This is a genomic window from Sphingobium sp. AP49, from assembly GCF_000281715.2.
Classification (GTDB): Bacteria; Pseudomonadota; Alphaproteobacteria; order Sphingomonadales; family Sphingomonadaceae; genus Sphingobium.
In genome coordinates, this window is sequence record NZ_CP124576.1 from 1,783,765 (window position 1) to 1,800,803 (window position 17,039).

A 17,039-nucleotide genomic window follows, 5' to 3' on the forward strand; every position below is an offset into this window, starting at 1 on the left:
GGTGACCGGCCGTTTAACCCGCACCAGACGGGTTCCCGCAAAAGCATAAAGGACCGCAGACCATGGCTGACGCCAAGACCCTCATTGTGCCCAAAGGAGCGACAGGGGTCGTGGTTTTTGCCGATGGCGCCGCCGTCTTCGGTCGCGGCTTCGGCGCGGTCGGCGAAGCAGTTGGTGAACTCTGCTTCAATACCTCGATCACCGGCTATCAGGAGATCATGACCGATCCCTCCTACGCCGGGCAGATCATCAATTTCACCTTCCCCCATATCGGCAATGTCGGCACCAATCTGGACGATGTTGAAGCCGCCTCGCCCCATGCGCTGGGCTGTATCGTTCGCCAGGACGTCACCGCCCCCAGCAATTTCCGCAATGTCGAACCGTTCGACCAGTGGATGAAGGAGCAGGGCCGCATCGGCCTCGCCGGTGTCGATACCCGCGCGCTGACCCGCCTGATCCGCGAGAAGGGCGCGCCCAACGTCGTCATCGCCTATGATCCGGACGGCAATTTCGACATCGCCGCGCTCGCTGCCAAGGCGGCCGCCTGGCCGGGTCTTGAAGGCATGGACCTCGCCATCGAAGTCACGAGCAAGGAAAGCCGCCTGTGGAAGGATGGCATCTGGACCATCGGCCATGGCTATGGCCTGAATGAAGCGGGTGAGGAACGCCCCCATGTCGTCGCGATCGATTATGGCGCGAAGAATAATATCTTCCGCAATCTGGTGCAGGCCGGCGCGCGCGTGACCGTGCTGCCCGCCACCGCAACCTTCGACCAGATCAAGGCGCTCAATCCTGACGGCGTGTTCCTGTCGAACGGCCCTGGCGATCCGGCCGCGACCGGCGACTATGCCGTGCCGGTGATCAGCCAGGTGTTGGCCGCCGACATCCCCGTCTTCGGTATCTGCCTGGGCCACCAGTTGCTGGGCCTAGCGGTGGGCGCCAAGACGATCAAGATGCATCAGGGCCATCGCGGCGCGAACCATCCGGTCAAGCGCCTGTCGGACGGTCTTGTCGAGATCACCAGCATGAATCATGGCTTCGCGGTCGATGTCGACACGCTGCCGGCCAATGCGCGCTCGACCCATATCTCGCTGTTCGACGGCAGCAATTGCGGCATCGAACTGACCGACAAGAATGCCTTCTCGGTCCAGTATCACCCCGAAGCCTCGCCCGGCCCGCAGGACAGCTTCTACCTGTTCAAGAAGTTCGTCGACGGCCTCAAGGGCGCGGTCGCCGCGTGAGCCAGAACCTGCCCCCGGTTGACGAAGCGCGCCTTGCCGCAGAGTGGGAGGCGGACAGGCAAGTCCTCGCCAATCTCAAGCGCAATGGCGACGTCGCGCGTCTCGCGCGGCCCGTGGACGTCAGCTTCCGGGGCAGCGAGCAGGATTTCGAGCGCGTCCTGACCATCGCCAGCCAGTTCGGCTTCGTCGAACTGGACCGCGAGGAAGATGAAGAAGGCGACCTGTTCCTGTTCCTGGAATGCGTGCAGCCGGTCGACGAAGCCTCGATCCGCGCGCTGACCAAGAAATGCCTCCAGATCGAAATCCTCTGCGGCGTCGAATATGACGGTTGGGGTTGTGAGGCGCAGGCGGGGGGCGTGCATTGATGGACTATGATGATTTTGCCGAGCGATTTTTAATCGCCCTTCACTTTGAGACCGAAACGTCGCCCAAACAATATTTTCGCGCTGGCGAACTGATTGAAAAATATGCTCTGAAGCCGCGATCCAATTGGATCAGTCGCATTGCTGACGATTGGGAAGGTTCTTATTTCAGGGACGTTTCCAAAGTTCTAAATGGTTACGATGATTGGAGTTTCCGGATTTCGGCTGGCGGATCGCGTAAGGTTGAATCGGAGTTTTCAGACCTAGAAGAAATTCGCGAGTTCCTCGATGTCGCGAGAACGAACGTGGTTGATAGCACAACGTGGACTGGGCTTCCTTCGCAATTTGTTCTCAACGAGGAACGAAAGGCGGAGTTGTCAACGCTGCTGACTAAGGCTGAACGTGATTTAGACGATTTAGGCGCAGGCAATAGCGAAAAGGCTATGGCTCGAGCTTACATTGTCGCGGCCAAAGTCCTGGCCGATGCTCCCGAGCCTCCAGTGGATATTATTTGGGATATAATTGGACGCGCCAATAATCTCTCGGGAATTGCTTCTCTTTTCGTTTCGATAATTGCACTCTTTCAAACGGCTATACACTGATGCCCAAAAGAACCGACATCTCCTCCATCCTCATCATCGGCGCTGGTCCGATCATCATCGGCCAGGCGTGCGAGTTCGATTATTCGGGCACGCAGGCGGTCAAGGCGCTGAAGGAAGAGGGCTATCGCATCATCCTGGTGAATTCCAACCCGGCCACTATCATGACCGATCCGGAATTTGCCGACGCGACCTATGTCGAGCCGATCACGCCCGAAATCGTGGCGAAGATCATCGAGAAGGAGCGGCCCGATGCGGTGCTGCCGACGATGGGCGGGCAGACGGCGCTGAACACGGCGCTGGCGCTCTATAATGACGGCACGCTGGAGAAGTTCGGCGTCCAGATGATCGGCGCCGACGCCGAAGCGATCGACAAGGCGGAGGATCGGATCAAGTTCCGCGACGCCATGGACAAGATCGGCCTGGAATCGGCCCGCTCGCGCATTGCGCACACGATGGAAGAGGCGCTGGAGGCGCTGGAATATACCGGTCTTCCCTCGATCATCCGCCCCAGCTTCACCATGGGCGGAACCGGCGGCGGCATCGCCTATAATCGCGAAGAGTTCGTCAACATCGTGCGCGGCGGTCTGGACGCGTCGCCGACCACCGAAGTCCTGATCGAGGAATCGCTGATCGGCTGGAAGGAATATGAGATGGAGGTCGTGCGGGATCGCAACGACAATGCCATCATCATCTGCTCGATCGAAAATGTCGATCCGATGGGCGTCCATACCGGCGACTCCATCACCGTCGCGCCGGCGCTGACGCTGACCGACAAGGAATATCAGATCATGCGCAACGCCAGCATCGCGGTGCTGCGCGAGATCGGCGTCGAGACCGGCGGTTCCAACGTGCAGTTTTCGGTCAATCCGAAGGACGGTCGCCTGATCGTGATCGAGATGAACCCGCGCGTGTCGCGTTCCTCGGCGCTGGCGTCGAAGGCGACCGGCTTCCCGATCGCCAAGGTCGCGGCCAAGCTGGCCGTGGGCTATACGCTGGATGAGATTACGAACGACATTACCGGCGCGACGCCGGCGTCTTTCGAGCCGACCATCGACTATGTCGTGACCAAGATACCGCGCTTCGCCTTTGAAAAGTTCAAGGGCGCAGAGCCGCTGCTGGGCACTGCCATGAAGTCGGTCGGCGAAGTCATGGCGATCGGCCGCAACATCCATGAATCGATGCAGAAGGCGCTGCGCGGTCTGGAAACTGGCCTGTCGGGCTTCAACCAGGTCGATCATCTGGTCGGCGCGCCCAAGGACGACATCATCGCCGCGCTGGCACAGCCGACGCCCGATCGTCTGCTGGTCGCCGCCCAGGCGCTACGCGAAGGGCTGAGCGTCGCGGAAATCCACAATATCGCCAAGTTCGATCCCTGGTTCCTGGAGCGCCTGAAGGAAATCGTCGACGCCGAGAATGAGGTGCTGGAACATGGCCTGCCGCGCGACGCGGACGGCATGCGCCGCCTCAAGGCGATGGGCTTTTCCGACAAGCGCCTCGCCTGGCTGGCGCTCAAGTCCGCCAACCTGCGTGGCATGGAACGCGGCATCGCCCGCAGCGGCGGCCTGATCCACGAAGCGGTCAAGGCAATGACCGGCGGCGTCACCGAGGACGAGGTGCGCAGCCTGCGCCACAAGCTGGGCGTGCGTCCGGTGTTCAAGCGCATCGATACCTGCGCCGCCGAGTTCGAGGCGAAGACGCCCTACATGTATTCGACCTATGAAGCCCCGATCTTCGGCGAGCCGGAGAATGAGGCGCAGCCCAGCGACCGCAAGAAGGTCGTCATCCTGGGCGGTGGTCCCAACCGCATCGGTCAGGGCATCGAGTTCGACTATTGCTGCGTCCATGCCTGCTTTGCGCTGAGCGAAGCCGGCTATGAGACGATCATGGTCAATTGCAACCCGGAAACCGTGTCGACCGACTATGACACGTCCGACCGCCTCTATTTCGAGCCGCTGACGGCCGAAGACGTGCTGGAAATCCTGCATGTCGAAATGTCGAAGGGGACGCTGGCCGGCGTGCTGGTGCAGTTTGGCGGTCAGACGCCGCTGAAGCTGGCGCAGGCGCTGGAAGATGCCGGCATCCCGATCCTGGGCACCAGCCCGGACGCGATCGATCTGGCCGAGGATCGCGAGCGTTTCGCCGCGCTGATCGACAAGCTGAAGCTGCGTCAGCCGGCCAACGGCATCGCCCGCAGCCGCGAGGAGGCGATCGCGGTCGCCAATCGCATCGGCTATCCGGTGCTGATGCGTCCGTCCTACGTCCTTGGCGGTCGCGCCATGGAAATCGTCGATGGCCAGGCGCAGTTGGAGGAATATATCACCACCGCCGTGCAGGTGTCGGGCGAATCCCCGGTGCTGATCGACCAGTATCTGCGTGATGCGGTCGAGGTGGACGTCGATGCGCTGTGTGATGGCGACGATGTGGTCGTAGCCGGCGTGTTGCAGCATATCGAGGAAGCCGGCGTTCATTCCGGTGACTCGGCCTGTTCGTTGCCGCCCTACAGCCTGTCGGACGAGATCATTGCGGAGATCGAGCGTCAGACCGAAGTGCTGGCCCGTGCCCTGTCGGTCCGTGGCCTGATGAACATCCAGTTCGCGGTCAAGGACGGCACCGTCTATCTGATCGAGGTCAATCCGCGCGCCAGCCGCACTGTGCCCTTCGTCGCCAAGGCGATCGGTACCCCGATCGCCAAGATCGCTTCGCGCGTCATGGCCGGCGAGAAGATCAAGGATCTGCCCAAGATCGATCGCAACGCGATCGACCATGTCGCGGTCAAGGAAGCCGTCTTCCCGTTCAACCGCTTCCCGGGCGTCGACCCCGTGCTCTCGCCGGAAATGAAGAGCACCGGTGAAGTCATGGGCATCGACAGCAATTTCGCGACCGCCTTCGCCAAGGCGCAGTTGGGTGCAGGCACCGTGCTGCCGACCAGCGGGACCGTCTTCGTGTCGGTCAAGGACAGCGACAAGCCGGTGATCCTGCCAGCGGTGCAGAAGCTGGCGGGGATGGGCTTCACCATCATCGCCACCGGCGGTACCGCCACCTATCTGGAAGGGCAGGGGATCGCCGTCGAGCATGTCAACAAGGTGGCTGAAGGGCGCCCGCACATCGTCGACCGGATCGCCGACGGCGACGTGCAGCTGATCTTCAACACCACCGAAGGCTGGCAGTCGCTGAAGGACAGCAAGGCGATCCGCACATCGGCTCTACGTGCGAAGATTGCGAGCTTCACCACGGCGGCGGCGAGCCTCGCTGCGGCGGACGCAATCGAGGCTTTGCAGGGGCACGCCCTTGAAGTGCGATCGCTCCAATCCTATTATCCCCTGTCGCACGCCTGATCCCCTTCACCAGGAAGCATGCTGCGGGTGGCGCCACGTAGGTCGCCGCCAAAGGGAAGTTTTGACGAAGGATTTGCAATAATGGCGACCGTCGAAAAGATGCCGATGCTGCAGATGGGCTATGACAAGCTCATGACGCAGCTCCGCGACCTCAAGGCCGAACGGCCGTTGATCGTGGACGCCATCGAAGAAGCACGCGCGCACGGCGATTTGTCGGAAAATGCCGAATATCATGCGGCCAAGGAGCGCCAAGGCCAGGTCGAAGCGACCATTTCGGACCTGGAAGACAAGCTGTCGCGCGCCCAGATCATCGATCCCAAGAGCCTGTCGGGCGACAAGATCGTGTTCGGGGCGACCGTGACCCTGCTCGATGAGGACGACAAGCCGATCCAGTATCAGATCGTCGGTCAGGCCGAGGCGGACGCCAAGGCCGGCATGATCAGCTATAACAGCCCGCTGGGCCGTGCGCTGATCGGCCGTCAGGTCGGCGAAGAGGTCGAAGTGTCGGTCCCGTCGGGCGACAAATTCTACCTGGTCGACAAGATCGCGTTCATCTGATCCCGTGAAACTGCCGGCTGGAAACATGACGAACGGGATCGCTGCGGTCACGTTCGTTCTGTTCCTTTTGCTGCTGCTGACGGGGCAGGTGGACAATGCCGCCCTGATCGGCGGCTTCATTCCCGCCCGTCTTGGCAATCCGCAATTGCTCGACGGCTTGGCGGCTGTCCCCGCATGGCTGACGCCGATCAGTTGCACGCTGATCCATGCCGGCTGGCTGCATGTCGGTTTCAATCTGCTGATGCTGATCTTCTGCGGGCGGCAGGTCGAACAGGTGCTGGGCAAGATGGGCACGCTGCTGCTTTATGTCGCGGGTGCCTATGGTGCGACACTGGTGCAATGGGCGATCGATCCTGCGTCGACCAATCCCATGGTCGGAGCCAGCGGCGCGATTTCCGCGATCATCGCAACCTATGCCCTGCTCTACAGCCAGCAGCAGGTCCGTCGTATCGGTCCCTTTTCGGCCAATATGGTGCGGATATTGTGGCTGGCGGCGGGCTGGATCGTGATCCAGCTGATGATCGGCCTGGCGACGGCCGGCGGATTGGAAGGGATTGGCCAGATCGCGGTGGCCGCACATATTGGCGGCTTTCTGACGGGGCTGATTTTGACGCGCCCCTTGCTGCGCTGGCGCTTTCGTAAAAGGCCCCATCCAGTTCCCTGATATGGCGCCGTCCGGGCGAACCCGGGCCTATGCCGGGGTTCGCCCGAAAAGGGGGCAGGCTTATTGGGCCGCAGGCAGTTCCGGCTCCAGCAGGCGATGCAGGTGCACGATCACATAGCGCATTTCAGCGTCATCGACGGTGCGCTGCGCTGCGCCGCGCCAGGCCTTCTCGGCCGAGGCGTAATCGGGATAGACGCCGACCAGATCGACCTTGCTCAGGTCCTGAAATTCCAGCGTCTGCGGGTTGGTTACGCGGCCGCCCATCACCAGATGCATCTTGCTCATGGCGTTCTATATTCTCCTTTGGCTGATCGCGGTGCCTTAGCATCGTCCCCACGATCCGCCAAGGAAAGCGATCCCGGCGTCGATTGCGTTTGCGGCAATCGCGATTAGCTTTTCGGCAATCGCGCCTTGATCGCTTCGCCCAGCGCTTCGACCCGCGCTGCGACCAATGCGACGACATCGTCAGCCAGCTTGGATGCCTTGCCGCCAATATCCGCCGATGCCGCAGCGTCACGGGCCGCGGCGATGGTTTCGCTACCGCTCTCCCGGGCGCTGACCAAGGTGTGGCCCGCACTTTCGCGGGCGCCCTGCAAAGCTTCGCCCGCGGTTTCGCGGGCGGATGCCAGTGCATCGCCAGCATTATGACGGATCGAATCAGCGCTTTCAGCGGCGGCGGCGCGGGCGGTCGCTGCGGCTTCCAGGACGCGGGCGCCAGCCGTCACGGCCAAGCCTGGCAGGGCCTTCATCGCCTTGCGGCTCTTGGGAAACATCCAGGCGATCACCGCGCCAGCGGCGACGGCACCTGCCACGACGGCGACCGGATGCTCCTGGACGATCTCGTTGGCGCGGGTCGCGACCCGCTGGGTGCGATCGCGTGCGTCGCTATAGGCGTCACTAGCCTTGTCGCGGCCGGTTTGCAGCAGTTCGCCCGCCTTGTCGGTGCTATCCTTGATCCGGCCGGTCGCGGTGCCGGCGACGTCATTTGCCGCTTCGCGGACGCGGGTCAGTTGGGCGCGGATGTCAGCCATCGTCAATCTCCGAATTTTCCGTTTTACGGTCCCTCAGTCGAACGTACAGCCGTCCGAAAAGTGCCGTGAGGGGGCGGCGAAACAGGAATAGAACAAGGCCGGTTGCGGCAGCGCCGGTGGCGACGGGGCGCTGTTGCACCTTCGCGCCAACATAGGCGATGCCGTCGAGCGCTGTCGCCGTCACTTTCGCCTCGGCGTCGGCCTTGAGCCGGGCAGGGGCAATGCGGGCCCTGGCATCGGCCAGGCTGGTCAGGGCCTGGGTACGTAGCGCCAACGCCTGCTCGGTCGCCGCGCGATAGGCCTGTTCGCGGCTCACGGCTTGATCGCCTCCAGCATATGGCCGATCTGCCCCTTGGCCAGCAGCAGCAGCAGGATGGCGATCAGCACGGCGCTGCCAAATACCGCGAGCGCTGCCCATAGCGCGCCGATCATCGGCGCAAGTGCAATCACCAGGCCCACCAGCAGGGCAACGATCGCAGCAAACAGCAGCATGAGGGCGACAACGCCCAATATCGCGGCATTGCGCACGCCCGCGCCAACAATGCCGGCGCGCAGTTTCTGGCGCTCGACCTCTGCCTGCGCATAGGCGCGGCCGTCGGCGTAGAGGCGGGTGAATGTCGCGCGGACAGACTCCTCGTCGCCCTCGGCCTGCGGCGTTGCCACCGTTTCCGCTGGTTCCTGCGTCAATTGCCCCTCCGCCCCGACATTCGGGGCCTGCGGTTAGCCGTCACTATAGTCCTGCTTTGCGTCAATCAGGCGTCGCTATCGGACGATCCCTTGGCAAGGCGCATCAGCACGAAGCCGACCACCGCCGCAGCACCGATCGCGACGGCAGGGCTCTTGCGCACGAAGTCGCGGGCCTCGGTCATCAGCTGGTCGACATCCTTGCTGTCCAGCGTGTCTGCAGCACTGGCCACCGATTCTGCCGCTTGGCGGGCATAATCACCATATTGGGGGCCCAGCTTCGCGTCGACGGTTCCGGCGGTGTCGGCAATCAGCTTCGACAGGCTCTGCATCGCCGATCCCGTCTTGTCCTTGGCGGACGCCGCGGCCGACTTGGCGGTCTTGCCTGCGGTTTCCTTGAGCGGGTCGATATGGGCCTTCCAGTCGACCGAATTGATCTTGTCGGTGGCTGCCTTGGCAGCCTTCTCGGCCTGGGCCTTGAGCGGCGCGATCTGCGCCGACCAGCCATGAGCGGTGCCATTGCCCGGCTTGGCGGCCTTGGTCGGGGCCTTGCGGGTCGCGGCCTTCTTCACGGGGGCAGCCTTGACAGCCGTCGTCGTGACCTTCGCCGGCTTCGCTTTGGCAACCGTGGCCTTCTTCGCGCGCTTGACGGGCGGGGTTTCCGGTGTGTCGACCATTATCCTATGTCTCCCTTAAGCTCACCAGCATCGGCCCGCGAGCGGCGGGCGCCTCATGTTCCTAATGCTTGGCGACGGCGCACAGTTCCGTTGCCGTTACTATTTTGAGCATCGGCATTTTTTGACCTGTGGCAAGTCCCCGCATTGCCAAGCTGGAGGCTGCTGGCTAAGCGGGGCGCCGAAAAGGCCGCCCGGCGTGCGTCCGGGGCCGGATTAGGGAGCGATCATGACCGCCATTCTCGATATTCACGCCCGCCAGATTCTCGACAGCCGCGGCAATCCGACCGTCGAAGTCGATGTGATGCTGGAAGATGGCAGCTTCGGCCGCGCCGCTGTGCCTTCGGGTGCGTCGACCGGTGCCTATGAAGCGGTCGAAAAGCGCGACGGCGACAAGAGCAAATATCTGGGCAAGGGCGTGTTGGCTGCGGTTGCCGCCGTCAATGACGAGATTGCCGAGCAGATCATCGGCCTCGACGCCGAGGACCAAGGTGAGGTCGACGCCGCGATGATCGCGCTCGACGGCACCGAGAACAAGTCGCGCCTGGGGGCCAACGCGATCCTGGGCGTATCGCTCGCTACCGCCAAGGCGGCGGCTGATGCGCGCGGCCTGCCGCTCTATCGCTATGTCGGCGGCGTGTCGGCCCACGTCCTGCCTGTGCCGATGATGAACATCATCAACGGCGGCGAGCATGCCGACAACCCGATCGATTTCCAGGAATTCATGATCATGCCGGTCGGTGCGGAGAGCATCGCCGACGCCGTGCGGATCGGTTCGGAAATCTTCCACACCCTCAAGAAGGGGCTGCACGACAAGGGGCTCGCTACCTCGGTTGGTGACGAGGGCGGCTTTGCGCCCAACATCGCCTCGACCCGCGATGCGCTCGACTTCATCATGCTGTCGGTCGAAAAGGCCGGGTACAAGCCGGGTGACGACGTCGTGCTGGCGCTCGACTGCGCCGCGACCGAATTCTTCAAGAACGGCAAGTACGAGATTTCGGGCGAAGGCCTGTCGCTGACGCCGGTCGAGATGGCCGACTATCTCGCCGCGCTGGCTGCCGATTATCCGATCAAGTCGATCGAGGACGGCATGAGCGAGGATGATTTCGAGGGCTGGAAGGCGCTGACCGACAAGATCGGCGACAAGGTCCAACTGGTTGGCGACGACCTGTTCGTCACCAACCCGGCCCGCCTGTCGATGGGCATCGGCAAGGGGCTGGCTAACTCGCTTCTGGTGAAGGTCAACCAGATCGGCACGTTGTCCGAAACGCTGGCTGCCGTCGATATGGCGCACCGCGCCCGCTATACGGCGGTGATGTCGCACCGTTCGGGCGAGACCGAGGATTCGACCATCGCTGACCTCGCCGTCGCCACCAATTGCGGCCAGATCAAGACTGGCTCGCTCGCCCGTTCGGACCGGCTTGCCAAGTATAACCAGCTGATCCGTATCGAGGAGGAGTTGGGCGACATGGCGGTCTATGCCGGTCGTTCGATCTTCCGCTGATCCACGGCTAATTTCCAATTAGAGATTCGGCTGGTCGCATCGGGTATGTTTTTGCTTGCGACCCGCCGAATCCTGTGATTCAAGCAGTCCATGGCGCATATCGCGAAGCTTCGTCTGTTGTTGATGTCGGCCCTTGGTCCGGCAATCGCGGTGCTATTGCTCCTGTTCTTTGCTGGCTATGTGGTGCTTGGCTCCAATGGCGTGCTCGCTTGGGGCGATTATTCGCGCCAGTTGCGCGATGCCAAAGCGGAACTGAAGATCGTCCAGCTTCATCGCAACGAACTGCGTAACCGGGTCGACCTGCTCAATCCGCGCCGTGTCGATCCCGATCTTTCCGACGAATTGATCCGCCGCCAGTTGGGCGTCATCCATCATGACGAAGTGATTGTTCCGTTGAACTGATCGCTTCCTCGTTGGGGTGCACTTTCCATTTATTCGGCAGAAACGAGTTGCGGCAACATTTTGTTGCCAGGCGGTCGCATGCTGTTTTCGACAGCGTTGTCATTGGGTGTCGATTTTCCGCGCGAGCCATTCATTATGCCGGGATTCCGTGGGGTCCGCCGTTGCAATCTTTGCAACTCTGACGCATATCGGGCTTCCTTCCATCCTACCCACGCAAAAGGATAATAGCCTTGGCGAAACCAACCACGCCGCGCGCTGCAAGCGCAAAGGCAAAGGCCGCAGAGCCTGCCGGTGCGGACCACAACCGTCCCCGCCCTGAAACGCCTACGGACTACAAGGCCAGCAAGGAAGAGCTGCTGGAATTCTATCGGCAGATGGTGTTGATCCGCCGCTTCGAGGAAAAGGCCGGCCAGCTTTATGGTCTGGGCTTCATCGGCGGCTTTTGCCATCTCTATATCGGTCAGGAAGCAGTCGCAGTCGGTATCCAGTCGGCGCTCAAGCCTGGCAAGGATAGCGTCATCACCGGCTATCGCGACCATGGTCACATGCTGGCCTATGGTATCGATCCCAAGGTCATCATGGCCGAACTGACCGGCCGTGAAGCGGGTATCTCGCGCGGCAAGGGCGGTTCGATGCACATGTTCAGCGTCGAACATAAATTCTTCGGCGGTCATGGTATCGTCGGCGCGCAGGTGTCGCTGGGCGCTGGTCTGGGCTTCGCGCACAAATATAATGGCGATGGCGGCGTGTGCGTTGCCTATTTCGGCGACGGCGCGGCCAACCAGGGCCAGGTCTATGAATCGTTCAACATGGCCGAACTGTGGAAGCTGCCGATCATCTTCGTGATCGAAAACAACCAGTACGCCATGGGCACCAGCGTCAACCGCGCATCGTCGGAAGACCAGCTCTATCGTCGTGGCGAAAGCTTCCGTATCCCCGGCATCCAGGTCGACGGCATGGACGTTCTGGCCGTGCGTGGCGCGACCGAAGAAGCGCTCAAGTGGGTGCAGGAAGGCAATGGTCCGATCCTGCTGGAAATGAAGACCTACCGTTATCGCGGCCATTCCATGTCCGATCCGGCCAAGTACCGCTCGCGCGAGGAAGTGCAGGCGATGCGCGACAAGTCCGACCCGATCGAGGGCGTGAAGAAATATCTGATCGAAGCCGGCGTCAGCGAAGACGAGATCAAGGTGATCGACCAGGATATCCGCAAGGTCGTGGCGGAAGCCGCCGACTTCGCCGAAACCTCGCCCGAACCGGAACTGGCTGAACTCTATACCGACGTGTTGGTGGAGCAATATTAATGGGTATCGAAATCAAGATGCCGGCGCTCTCGCCGACGATGGAAGAGGGCACGCTGGCCAAGTGGCTGGTGAAGGAAGGCGATGAAGTGAAGTCTGGCGACATCCTCGCCGAGATCGAGACCGACAAGGCGACGATGGAATTCGAGGCCGTGGACGAGGGCAAGATCGGTCAGATCGTGATTGCCGAAGGCACCGAAGGCGTGAAGGTCGGCACCGTCATCGCCACGATGGCGGGCGAGGGCGGCGAAGCGGTGCCTGCTCCTGCCGCCGCACCGGCTGCCGAAGCGCCCAAGGCCGAGGAAGCGCCGAAGAAGGCCGAAAGTGGCACGGCCAAGCTGGCGTCGGAAGCCAGGGCGAGCGTGCAGGATCCGGACCTCCCGGCTGGCACAGAGTTCGTCAAGACGACCGTGCGCGAAGCGCTGCGTGACGCCATGGCGGAAGAAATGCGCAAGGACGAGCGCGTTTTCGTGATGGGCGAGGAAGTCGCCGAGTATCAGGGCGCCTATAAGGTGACTCAGGGCCTGCTCGACGAATTTGGCGCCAAGCGCGTCATCGACACGCCGATCACCGAATATGGCTTCGCTGGCATCGGCGCGGGCGCGGCCATGGGTGGCCTGCGTCCGGTCATCGAGTTCATGACGTTCAATTTCGCCATGCAGGCGATTGATCACATCATCAACTCGGCGGCGAAGACCAACTACATGTCCGGCGGCCAGATGCGCTGCCCGATCGTGTTCCGTGGTCCCAACGGCGCGGCCAGCCGCGTCGGCGCGCAGCACAGCCAGAATTACGGTCCCTGGTATGCGGCCGTCCCCGGTCTGATCGTCATCGCGCCCTATGACGCGGCGGACGCCAAGGGCCTGCTGAAGGCTGCGATCCGCTCGACCGACCCGGTCGTGTTCCTGGAGAATGAGCTTCTCTATGGTCGCAGCTTCGACGTGCCCAAGGTGGAGGACTATGTCCTGCCGATCGGCAAGGCGCGCATCATGCGTGCCGGCGCGGACGTCACCCTGGTCAGCTATTCGATCGGCGTGGGCCTGGCGCTCGACGCGGCCGAACAACTGGCGGCCGAAGGTATCGACGCGGAAGTGATCGATCTGCGCACGTTGCGTCCGCTCGACACCGAGACGGTGCTGAAGAGCCTGAAGAAGACCAATCGTCTCGTCGTGGTGGAAGAAGGCTGGCCGACCTGCTCGATCGCGTCGGAAATCGCGGCTGTCGTGATGGAAAAGGGTTTTGACGACCTTGATGCCCCGGTCCTGCGCGTCACGAACGAGGATGTGCCGCTGCCTTATGCCGCCAATCTCGAAAAGCTGGCGTTGATCGACGCGGCCCGCGTCGTCGCTGCGGCCAAGAAGGTCTGCTACAAGTAAGAAAAGAGAAGGGCGGTCCGAAAGGGCCGCCTTTCCTTCCTTCTATCGGCTATCAGGTGGGACAGGCGGCCGTTTGCGCCGTCGATAGTTTGCCAGCGTTTTTCATCGCCTGATCGGTGCGTTCTCGCACGTTGAACGCGCTGGTATAGCGGATCACCTTCGATCCGAAGATGTCGTTCGAGATCAGCGGCTGATAGGTGTAGGCCACTTCCACGAACATGACTGCAGTGCCGCTGCCGGATTTGATCTTGGCGTTGGTCGGTCCCAGGCCATCTTTCAAGGCTGCAGTGGACGTGCCGTCGCCAGCCTTGCCATAGCTGGAAGTGAAGCTGCCGCCGCCCCAGCAGCGCTGCCAGCGAATATATTGCCCCTCATTGGTGCCGGTCTGCCCATTGGGTTCCAGGTCCGACAGGAAGATGCGGGTGTTGGCCTTGAAATTCCTGAGATTGCTGCCTGCCAGTTCAGCCCCTGTGAAAATCTCGTTGATGTCCCCCTCGTCGATCGAGGTGCGTTCGCGCGAGGCATTGTCGGCGACGAGCATCGCGATCTGGCTGACGCGCATATGGGCCATTGCCAGATTGGCGATTTCGAGGCCGCCCATGCACAGGACCATCAGGACCGGCAGCGAGTAGGCGAACTCTATGAGGGCGAGACCTGATTGATCGTCGCGTAGCCGGCGCATGCAGCGCGATGGAAATAGGCGGGGGATTGTCATTTGCAGATCGTCGCAGGGGTGGCCTGGTTGGACCAGGGCTGGTTGCGGATGGTGGCGTTGGCGGTAGCGCTTTGCGTCGTGCTCCAGCCGAGCAGCTTTGCCATCGGGAACAGGCGGGGCATCGAGACAGTGACTTGATAGAAGACGATGTCGTCCGCGCCGCCCAGGCCGGTCACACCGCCTTCGGCATCGTACGTACCGTTGCCATTGGAGTCCTCGAAACAGTCGCCGCTATTATAGGTGCCAAGCGGTGCGGTATCGCTGGTGATCTTTTCCGCCTTGCCGACGCGGGAAAAGTTATAATAGCTCTTCTTGATCACCGAAGTGGTGCCGTTCTTGGTGTTGATGGCCTGCATCTGGGCATCGATATAGGCATCGATCTGGGTGCTGTTGAGCGTGCCGACCGAAGCCGCTCGGCCGGCGCGATCCAGCACCCCCTGGGTCACTGCCCGCAGGTAGGATTGATAGCCCAAATCGCCAATCCCCATGATGAACAGGCATAATGGGGTGGCGATCAGCCCGAACTCCATCAGGGTCGCACCGCGCGCATTATCGCGCAGCCGCTGCGCAAAGGCGTGCCGCCGGCTCAATTGGAGAGCCTCAGGCCGCCAATATTCTTGGCGATATTCTGGAAGGTCGTTTTCAGATCTGCTGCGGTGTAGTTCATGCTCCAATGATTGGCACTGCTGGCGCAATTCTGCAGTTCAGTGCCCATCACATCCTTGTCGCTGAAGCCGATGACCCAGATGACGATGCCCTTGGATTTGATCGCATTACACATCATTTCCAGACGACGCTTATGGATTGCTGTCAGGTCGGTATCGTTGATGCTGGACGGAGCATCCCGTCTATCAAGCGCTTGATAGCCCCACGCGCCATAGACGGCCGAATAGGCGCTCATGGTTCCATCGGTCATGAAGACGATATGGCGCGAGACGTTGAAGCCGTTAGGGGCAGCGCCGTTGTCGCTGGCGAAGATGCCGGTCGGCGAAAGGAAGCGGGCGCCCCAGATCATACCTGTGTCGTGATAGGTGCCGCCGATGGCAACCAAGCTATTCACATAGCTGTCATAGCTGCTCGTCTGACCGGTGGGAACTGCGGTTCGGCTGGCATAGGATGTCAGCTTCCGGGCTTCTGATGGACAGGCAACCCAGCCGTTGCTGATGTTGCTGGCGCTATTTAGCCAATTGCCACTTGTCGAACTCGCCGTGCTGCTGCGCGAAAATATGATGTCAGGCCAATGGGGACGCCATTTGGTTTCTGTGCTGCTGGGCAACGCATCGATTTGCAAGTCATAGGCACCGCTTGGAATCGAAGCCGTCGATGTGTCTTTAGTGATCGTGCTGTCGGTATCGCGTTCCTCAATGCAGCCGCTCCAGGTCGAAGTAGGCGAAAGACCAGCGCTATTGTCGTTCACGCTATACGCAGGGTTGGCTGTTGCCTTGCCGCTGGCAAAGCCGGTCACATCGACATCATACTGATTGTAGGTCCAGACCCATTTCGGCGTCTGCACGGTCTTGTCAGTCTTGGTTTCAACATAGTTGGCATAAGTGACGGATGTATAATATTGCTTATAACCGTTACTCCTGCTGCCAGTGCAAGAGCCGTTCTTTGCGTAGGTGCTGCCATTTGTTGTGCGCGTATAGGTGACAGTTGTAGTGATGACGCCGTTGGCATCGGTGCTCGAAGAGGTTGATGAATTGGTGGCTTGGGTGGCGTTGTCGCTCGGAATGGCCGCGCAGTTATTGCTACTCGTGCCAGTAGTATTGCCGCTACCGTTGGTGGCGGTGCCGGATTTATAGGTCCAGCTGCCCGAATCCGAGGTCGTATTATAGCCATCATATTTGCCCTGGCGGGTCTGGTATTTCCAAGTTTCGCCGGTCGTGCCGCCCAGGACATAGCTGGCCGGTAGCAGCTTGCCGACATTGACGGTGCTGCTGTAAGGCATGAATCCATAGCGAATTCGGCCGGTGCTATCCGAACCTGGACCTAATGTGTCGTAGAAATCCTTCACGGCCTGTTGCAACGCGGCAAGCTTCGTTGACGAGCCTCCCGAACCGTTCGAAATGCTATCCTTCATCGACCCGGTCGTATCGAGCACCAGCATGACGTCGGTATTGCCGATGTCGAAGCGCGAATCGCAGTTGACCGAGAGCGCCAGCGTCTGGACGCCGAAGATGCGCATGATGGTGGTGGGAATGGTCGTGGCGGCCGACACCTGGACCGTGGTGGTTTCGCCTGGCTTGCTCTGGATGGTGGGGGTGAAATCTGCGGCGCCGAACGTATTTTGCGGGAAGTTGAAGTCGAAGAATTTCTTCGCTTCGGTCTTGTCGCTGTCTGTCATCGATGCCGTGGTCATCGCGCGGCGGCCAGCCAGCGCGGCAGCGTCGCAGGCCTGCTGCAGGCGAGCGCGCACCATATAGGCGCGGCTCATATCCACCCCGCCGCCGATCAGGCCGGCCAGAGGAAGGATGGCGGCCGCCACCATGGCAAGCGTATTGCCCGCCTGGTTACGGCGTAGCCGGCCGAGAAACGTCATCGCGCACTTGATCTGATTGCCCATGTTCCGCATCACCCATGTCGCCCGCTT

Annotated in this window: 18 protein-coding genes; 10 read left to right on the forward strand and 8 right to left on the reverse strand. The window is 61.4% G+C overall.

The genetic code is table 11. The annotated features are described in order from the left end of the window. The first annotated feature begins 62 nt into the window (after nt 1-62). The 6 genes from carA (at nt 63) to PMI04_RS08650 (ending at nt 6,762) form a co-directional block, all read left to right on the forward strand. Nucleotides 63-1,241, forward strand: coding sequence for a glutamine-hydrolyzing carbamoyl-phosphate synthase small subunit (gene carA, locus PMI04_RS08625; protein WP_007714680.1), 1,179 nt, complete (start codon nt 63-65; stop codon nt 1,239-1,241). Further along, complete coding sequence (locus tag PMI04_RS08630; protein ID WP_007714679.1) at nt 1,238-1,606, forward strand: ribonuclease E inhibitor RraB; 369 nt, start codon at nt 1,238-1,240, stop codon at nt 1,604-1,606. The genes carA and PMI04_RS08630 overlap by 4 nt, the downstream gene beginning before the upstream one ends. Next, nucleotides 1,606-2,205, forward strand: a complete 600-nt coding sequence (locus tag PMI04_RS08635; RefSeq protein ID WP_007714676.1) for a hypothetical protein — start codon at nt 1,606-1,608, stop codon at nt 2,203-2,205. Before PMI04_RS08630 ends, PMI04_RS08635 begins: the two co-directional genes overlap by 1 nt. Then, the gene (gene carB, locus PMI04_RS08640) at nt 2,205-5,540 is read left to right on the forward strand and encodes a carbamoyl-phosphate synthase large subunit (protein ID WP_007714675.1); all 3,336 of its coding nucleotides are present in this window, start codon (nt 2,205-2,207) and stop codon (nt 5,538-5,540) included. Before PMI04_RS08635 ends, carB begins: the two co-directional genes overlap by 1 nt. An 81-nt stretch (nt 5,541-5,621) precedes the next feature. Continuing rightward, nucleotides 5,622-6,098, forward strand: a complete 477-nt coding sequence (gene greA / locus PMI04_RS08645; RefSeq protein ID WP_007714674.1) for a transcription elongation factor GreA — start codon at nt 5,622-5,624, stop codon at nt 6,096-6,098. 25 nt (nt 6,099-6,123) lie between these two features. Further along, nucleotides 6,124-6,762, forward strand: coding sequence for a rhomboid family intramembrane serine protease (locus PMI04_RS08650; protein WP_007714667.1), 639 nt, complete (start codon nt 6,124-6,126; stop codon nt 6,760-6,762). A 60-nt stretch (nt 6,763-6,822) separates the two neighbouring features. Here the strand turns inward: PMI04_RS08650 and PMI04_RS08655 are convergent, their stop codons facing one another. The 5 genes from PMI04_RS08655 to PMI04_RS08675 form a co-directional block, all read right to left on the reverse strand. Further along, nucleotides 6,823-7,047, reverse strand: coding sequence for a DUF4170 domain-containing protein (locus tag PMI04_RS08655; RefSeq protein ID WP_007714661.1), 225 nt, complete (start codon nt 7,045-7,047; stop codon nt 6,823-6,825). A gap of 104 nt (nt 7,048-7,151) precedes the next feature. Continuing rightward, on the reverse strand, nt 7,152-7,793 hold the full coding sequence (locus tag PMI04_RS08660; RefSeq protein ID WP_007714656.1) for a DUF883 family protein: 642 nt from the start codon (nt 7,791-7,793) through the stop codon (nt 7,152-7,154). After that, the gene (locus PMI04_RS08665) at nt 7,786-8,109 is read right to left on the reverse strand and encodes a hypothetical protein (protein WP_007714654.1); all 324 of its coding nucleotides are present in this window, start codon (nt 8,107-8,109) and stop codon (nt 7,786-7,788) included. Before PMI04_RS08665 ends, PMI04_RS08660 begins: the two co-directional genes overlap by 8 nt. Further along, entirely contained in the window at nt 8,106-8,480 is a 375-nt protein-coding gene (locus tag PMI04_RS08670) for a phage holin family protein (protein ID WP_007714651.1), read from the reverse strand. The genes PMI04_RS08665 and PMI04_RS08670 overlap by 4 nt, the downstream gene beginning before the upstream one ends. A gap of 65 nt (nt 8,481-8,545) precedes the next feature. Beyond that, nucleotides 8,546-9,154 carry a hypothetical protein gene (locus PMI04_RS08675; RefSeq protein WP_007714646.1) on the reverse strand — a complete coding sequence of 203 codons (609 nt, stop codon included), beginning with the start codon at nt 9,152-9,154 and terminating at the stop codon, nt 8,546-8,548. 226 nt (nt 9,155-9,380) lie between these two features. Here PMI04_RS08675 and eno point away from each other — a divergent pair, with 226 nt between their 5' ends. The 4 genes from eno (at nt 9,381) to PMI04_RS08695 (ending at nt 13,734) form a co-directional block, all read left to right on the forward strand. Then, nucleotides 9,381-10,655, forward strand: coding sequence for a phosphopyruvate hydratase (gene eno, locus PMI04_RS08680; protein ID WP_007714644.1), 1,275 nt, complete (start codon nt 9,381-9,383; stop codon nt 10,653-10,655). Nucleotides 10,656-10,745: 90 nt separating this feature from the next. Further along, nucleotides 10,746-11,057, forward strand: a complete 312-nt coding sequence (locus PMI04_RS08685; protein WP_007714642.1) for a septum formation initiator family protein — start codon at nt 10,746-10,748, stop codon at nt 11,055-11,057. A gap of 230 nt (nt 11,058-11,287) precedes the next feature. Then, on the forward strand, nt 11,288-12,361 hold the full coding sequence (pdhA, locus tag PMI04_RS08690; RefSeq protein WP_007714639.1) for a pyruvate dehydrogenase (acetyl-transferring) E1 component subunit alpha: 1,074 nt from the start codon (nt 11,288-11,290) through the stop codon (nt 12,359-12,361). Continuing rightward, on the forward strand, nt 12,361-13,734 hold the full coding sequence (locus PMI04_RS08695) for a pyruvate dehydrogenase complex E1 component subunit beta (protein ID WP_283184872.1): 1,374 nt from the start codon (nt 12,361-12,363) through the stop codon (nt 13,732-13,734). The genes pdhA and PMI04_RS08695 overlap by 1 nt, the downstream gene beginning before the upstream one ends. Nucleotides 13,735-13,786: 52 nt before the next feature. Here PMI04_RS08695 and PMI04_RS08700 read toward each other — a convergent pair whose 3' ends face one another. The 3 genes from PMI04_RS08700 to PMI04_RS08710 are packed head-to-tail and all read right to left on the reverse strand — an operon-like array spanning nt 13,787 to nt 17,012. Beyond that, nucleotides 13,787-14,416: a TadE/TadG family type IV pilus assembly protein gene (locus PMI04_RS08700; protein ID WP_162832698.1), complete on the reverse strand. Its 630-nt coding sequence runs from the start codon at nt 14,414-14,416 to the stop codon at nt 13,787-13,789. Between the two features lie 29 nt (nt 14,417-14,445). Continuing rightward, nucleotides 14,446-15,039 (reverse strand): TadE/TadG family type IV pilus assembly protein, encoded by a 594-nt coding sequence (locus tag PMI04_RS08705; RefSeq protein WP_007712681.1) that lies wholly within the window; start codon nt 15,037-15,039, stop codon nt 14,446-14,448. Next, complete coding sequence (locus PMI04_RS08710) at nt 15,036-17,012, reverse strand: TadE/TadG family type IV pilus assembly protein (protein WP_007712678.1); 1,977 nt, start codon at nt 17,010-17,012, stop codon at nt 15,036-15,038. Before PMI04_RS08710 ends, PMI04_RS08705 begins: the two co-directional genes overlap by 4 nt. Between the last annotated feature and the right edge of the window lie 27 nt (nt 17,013-17,039).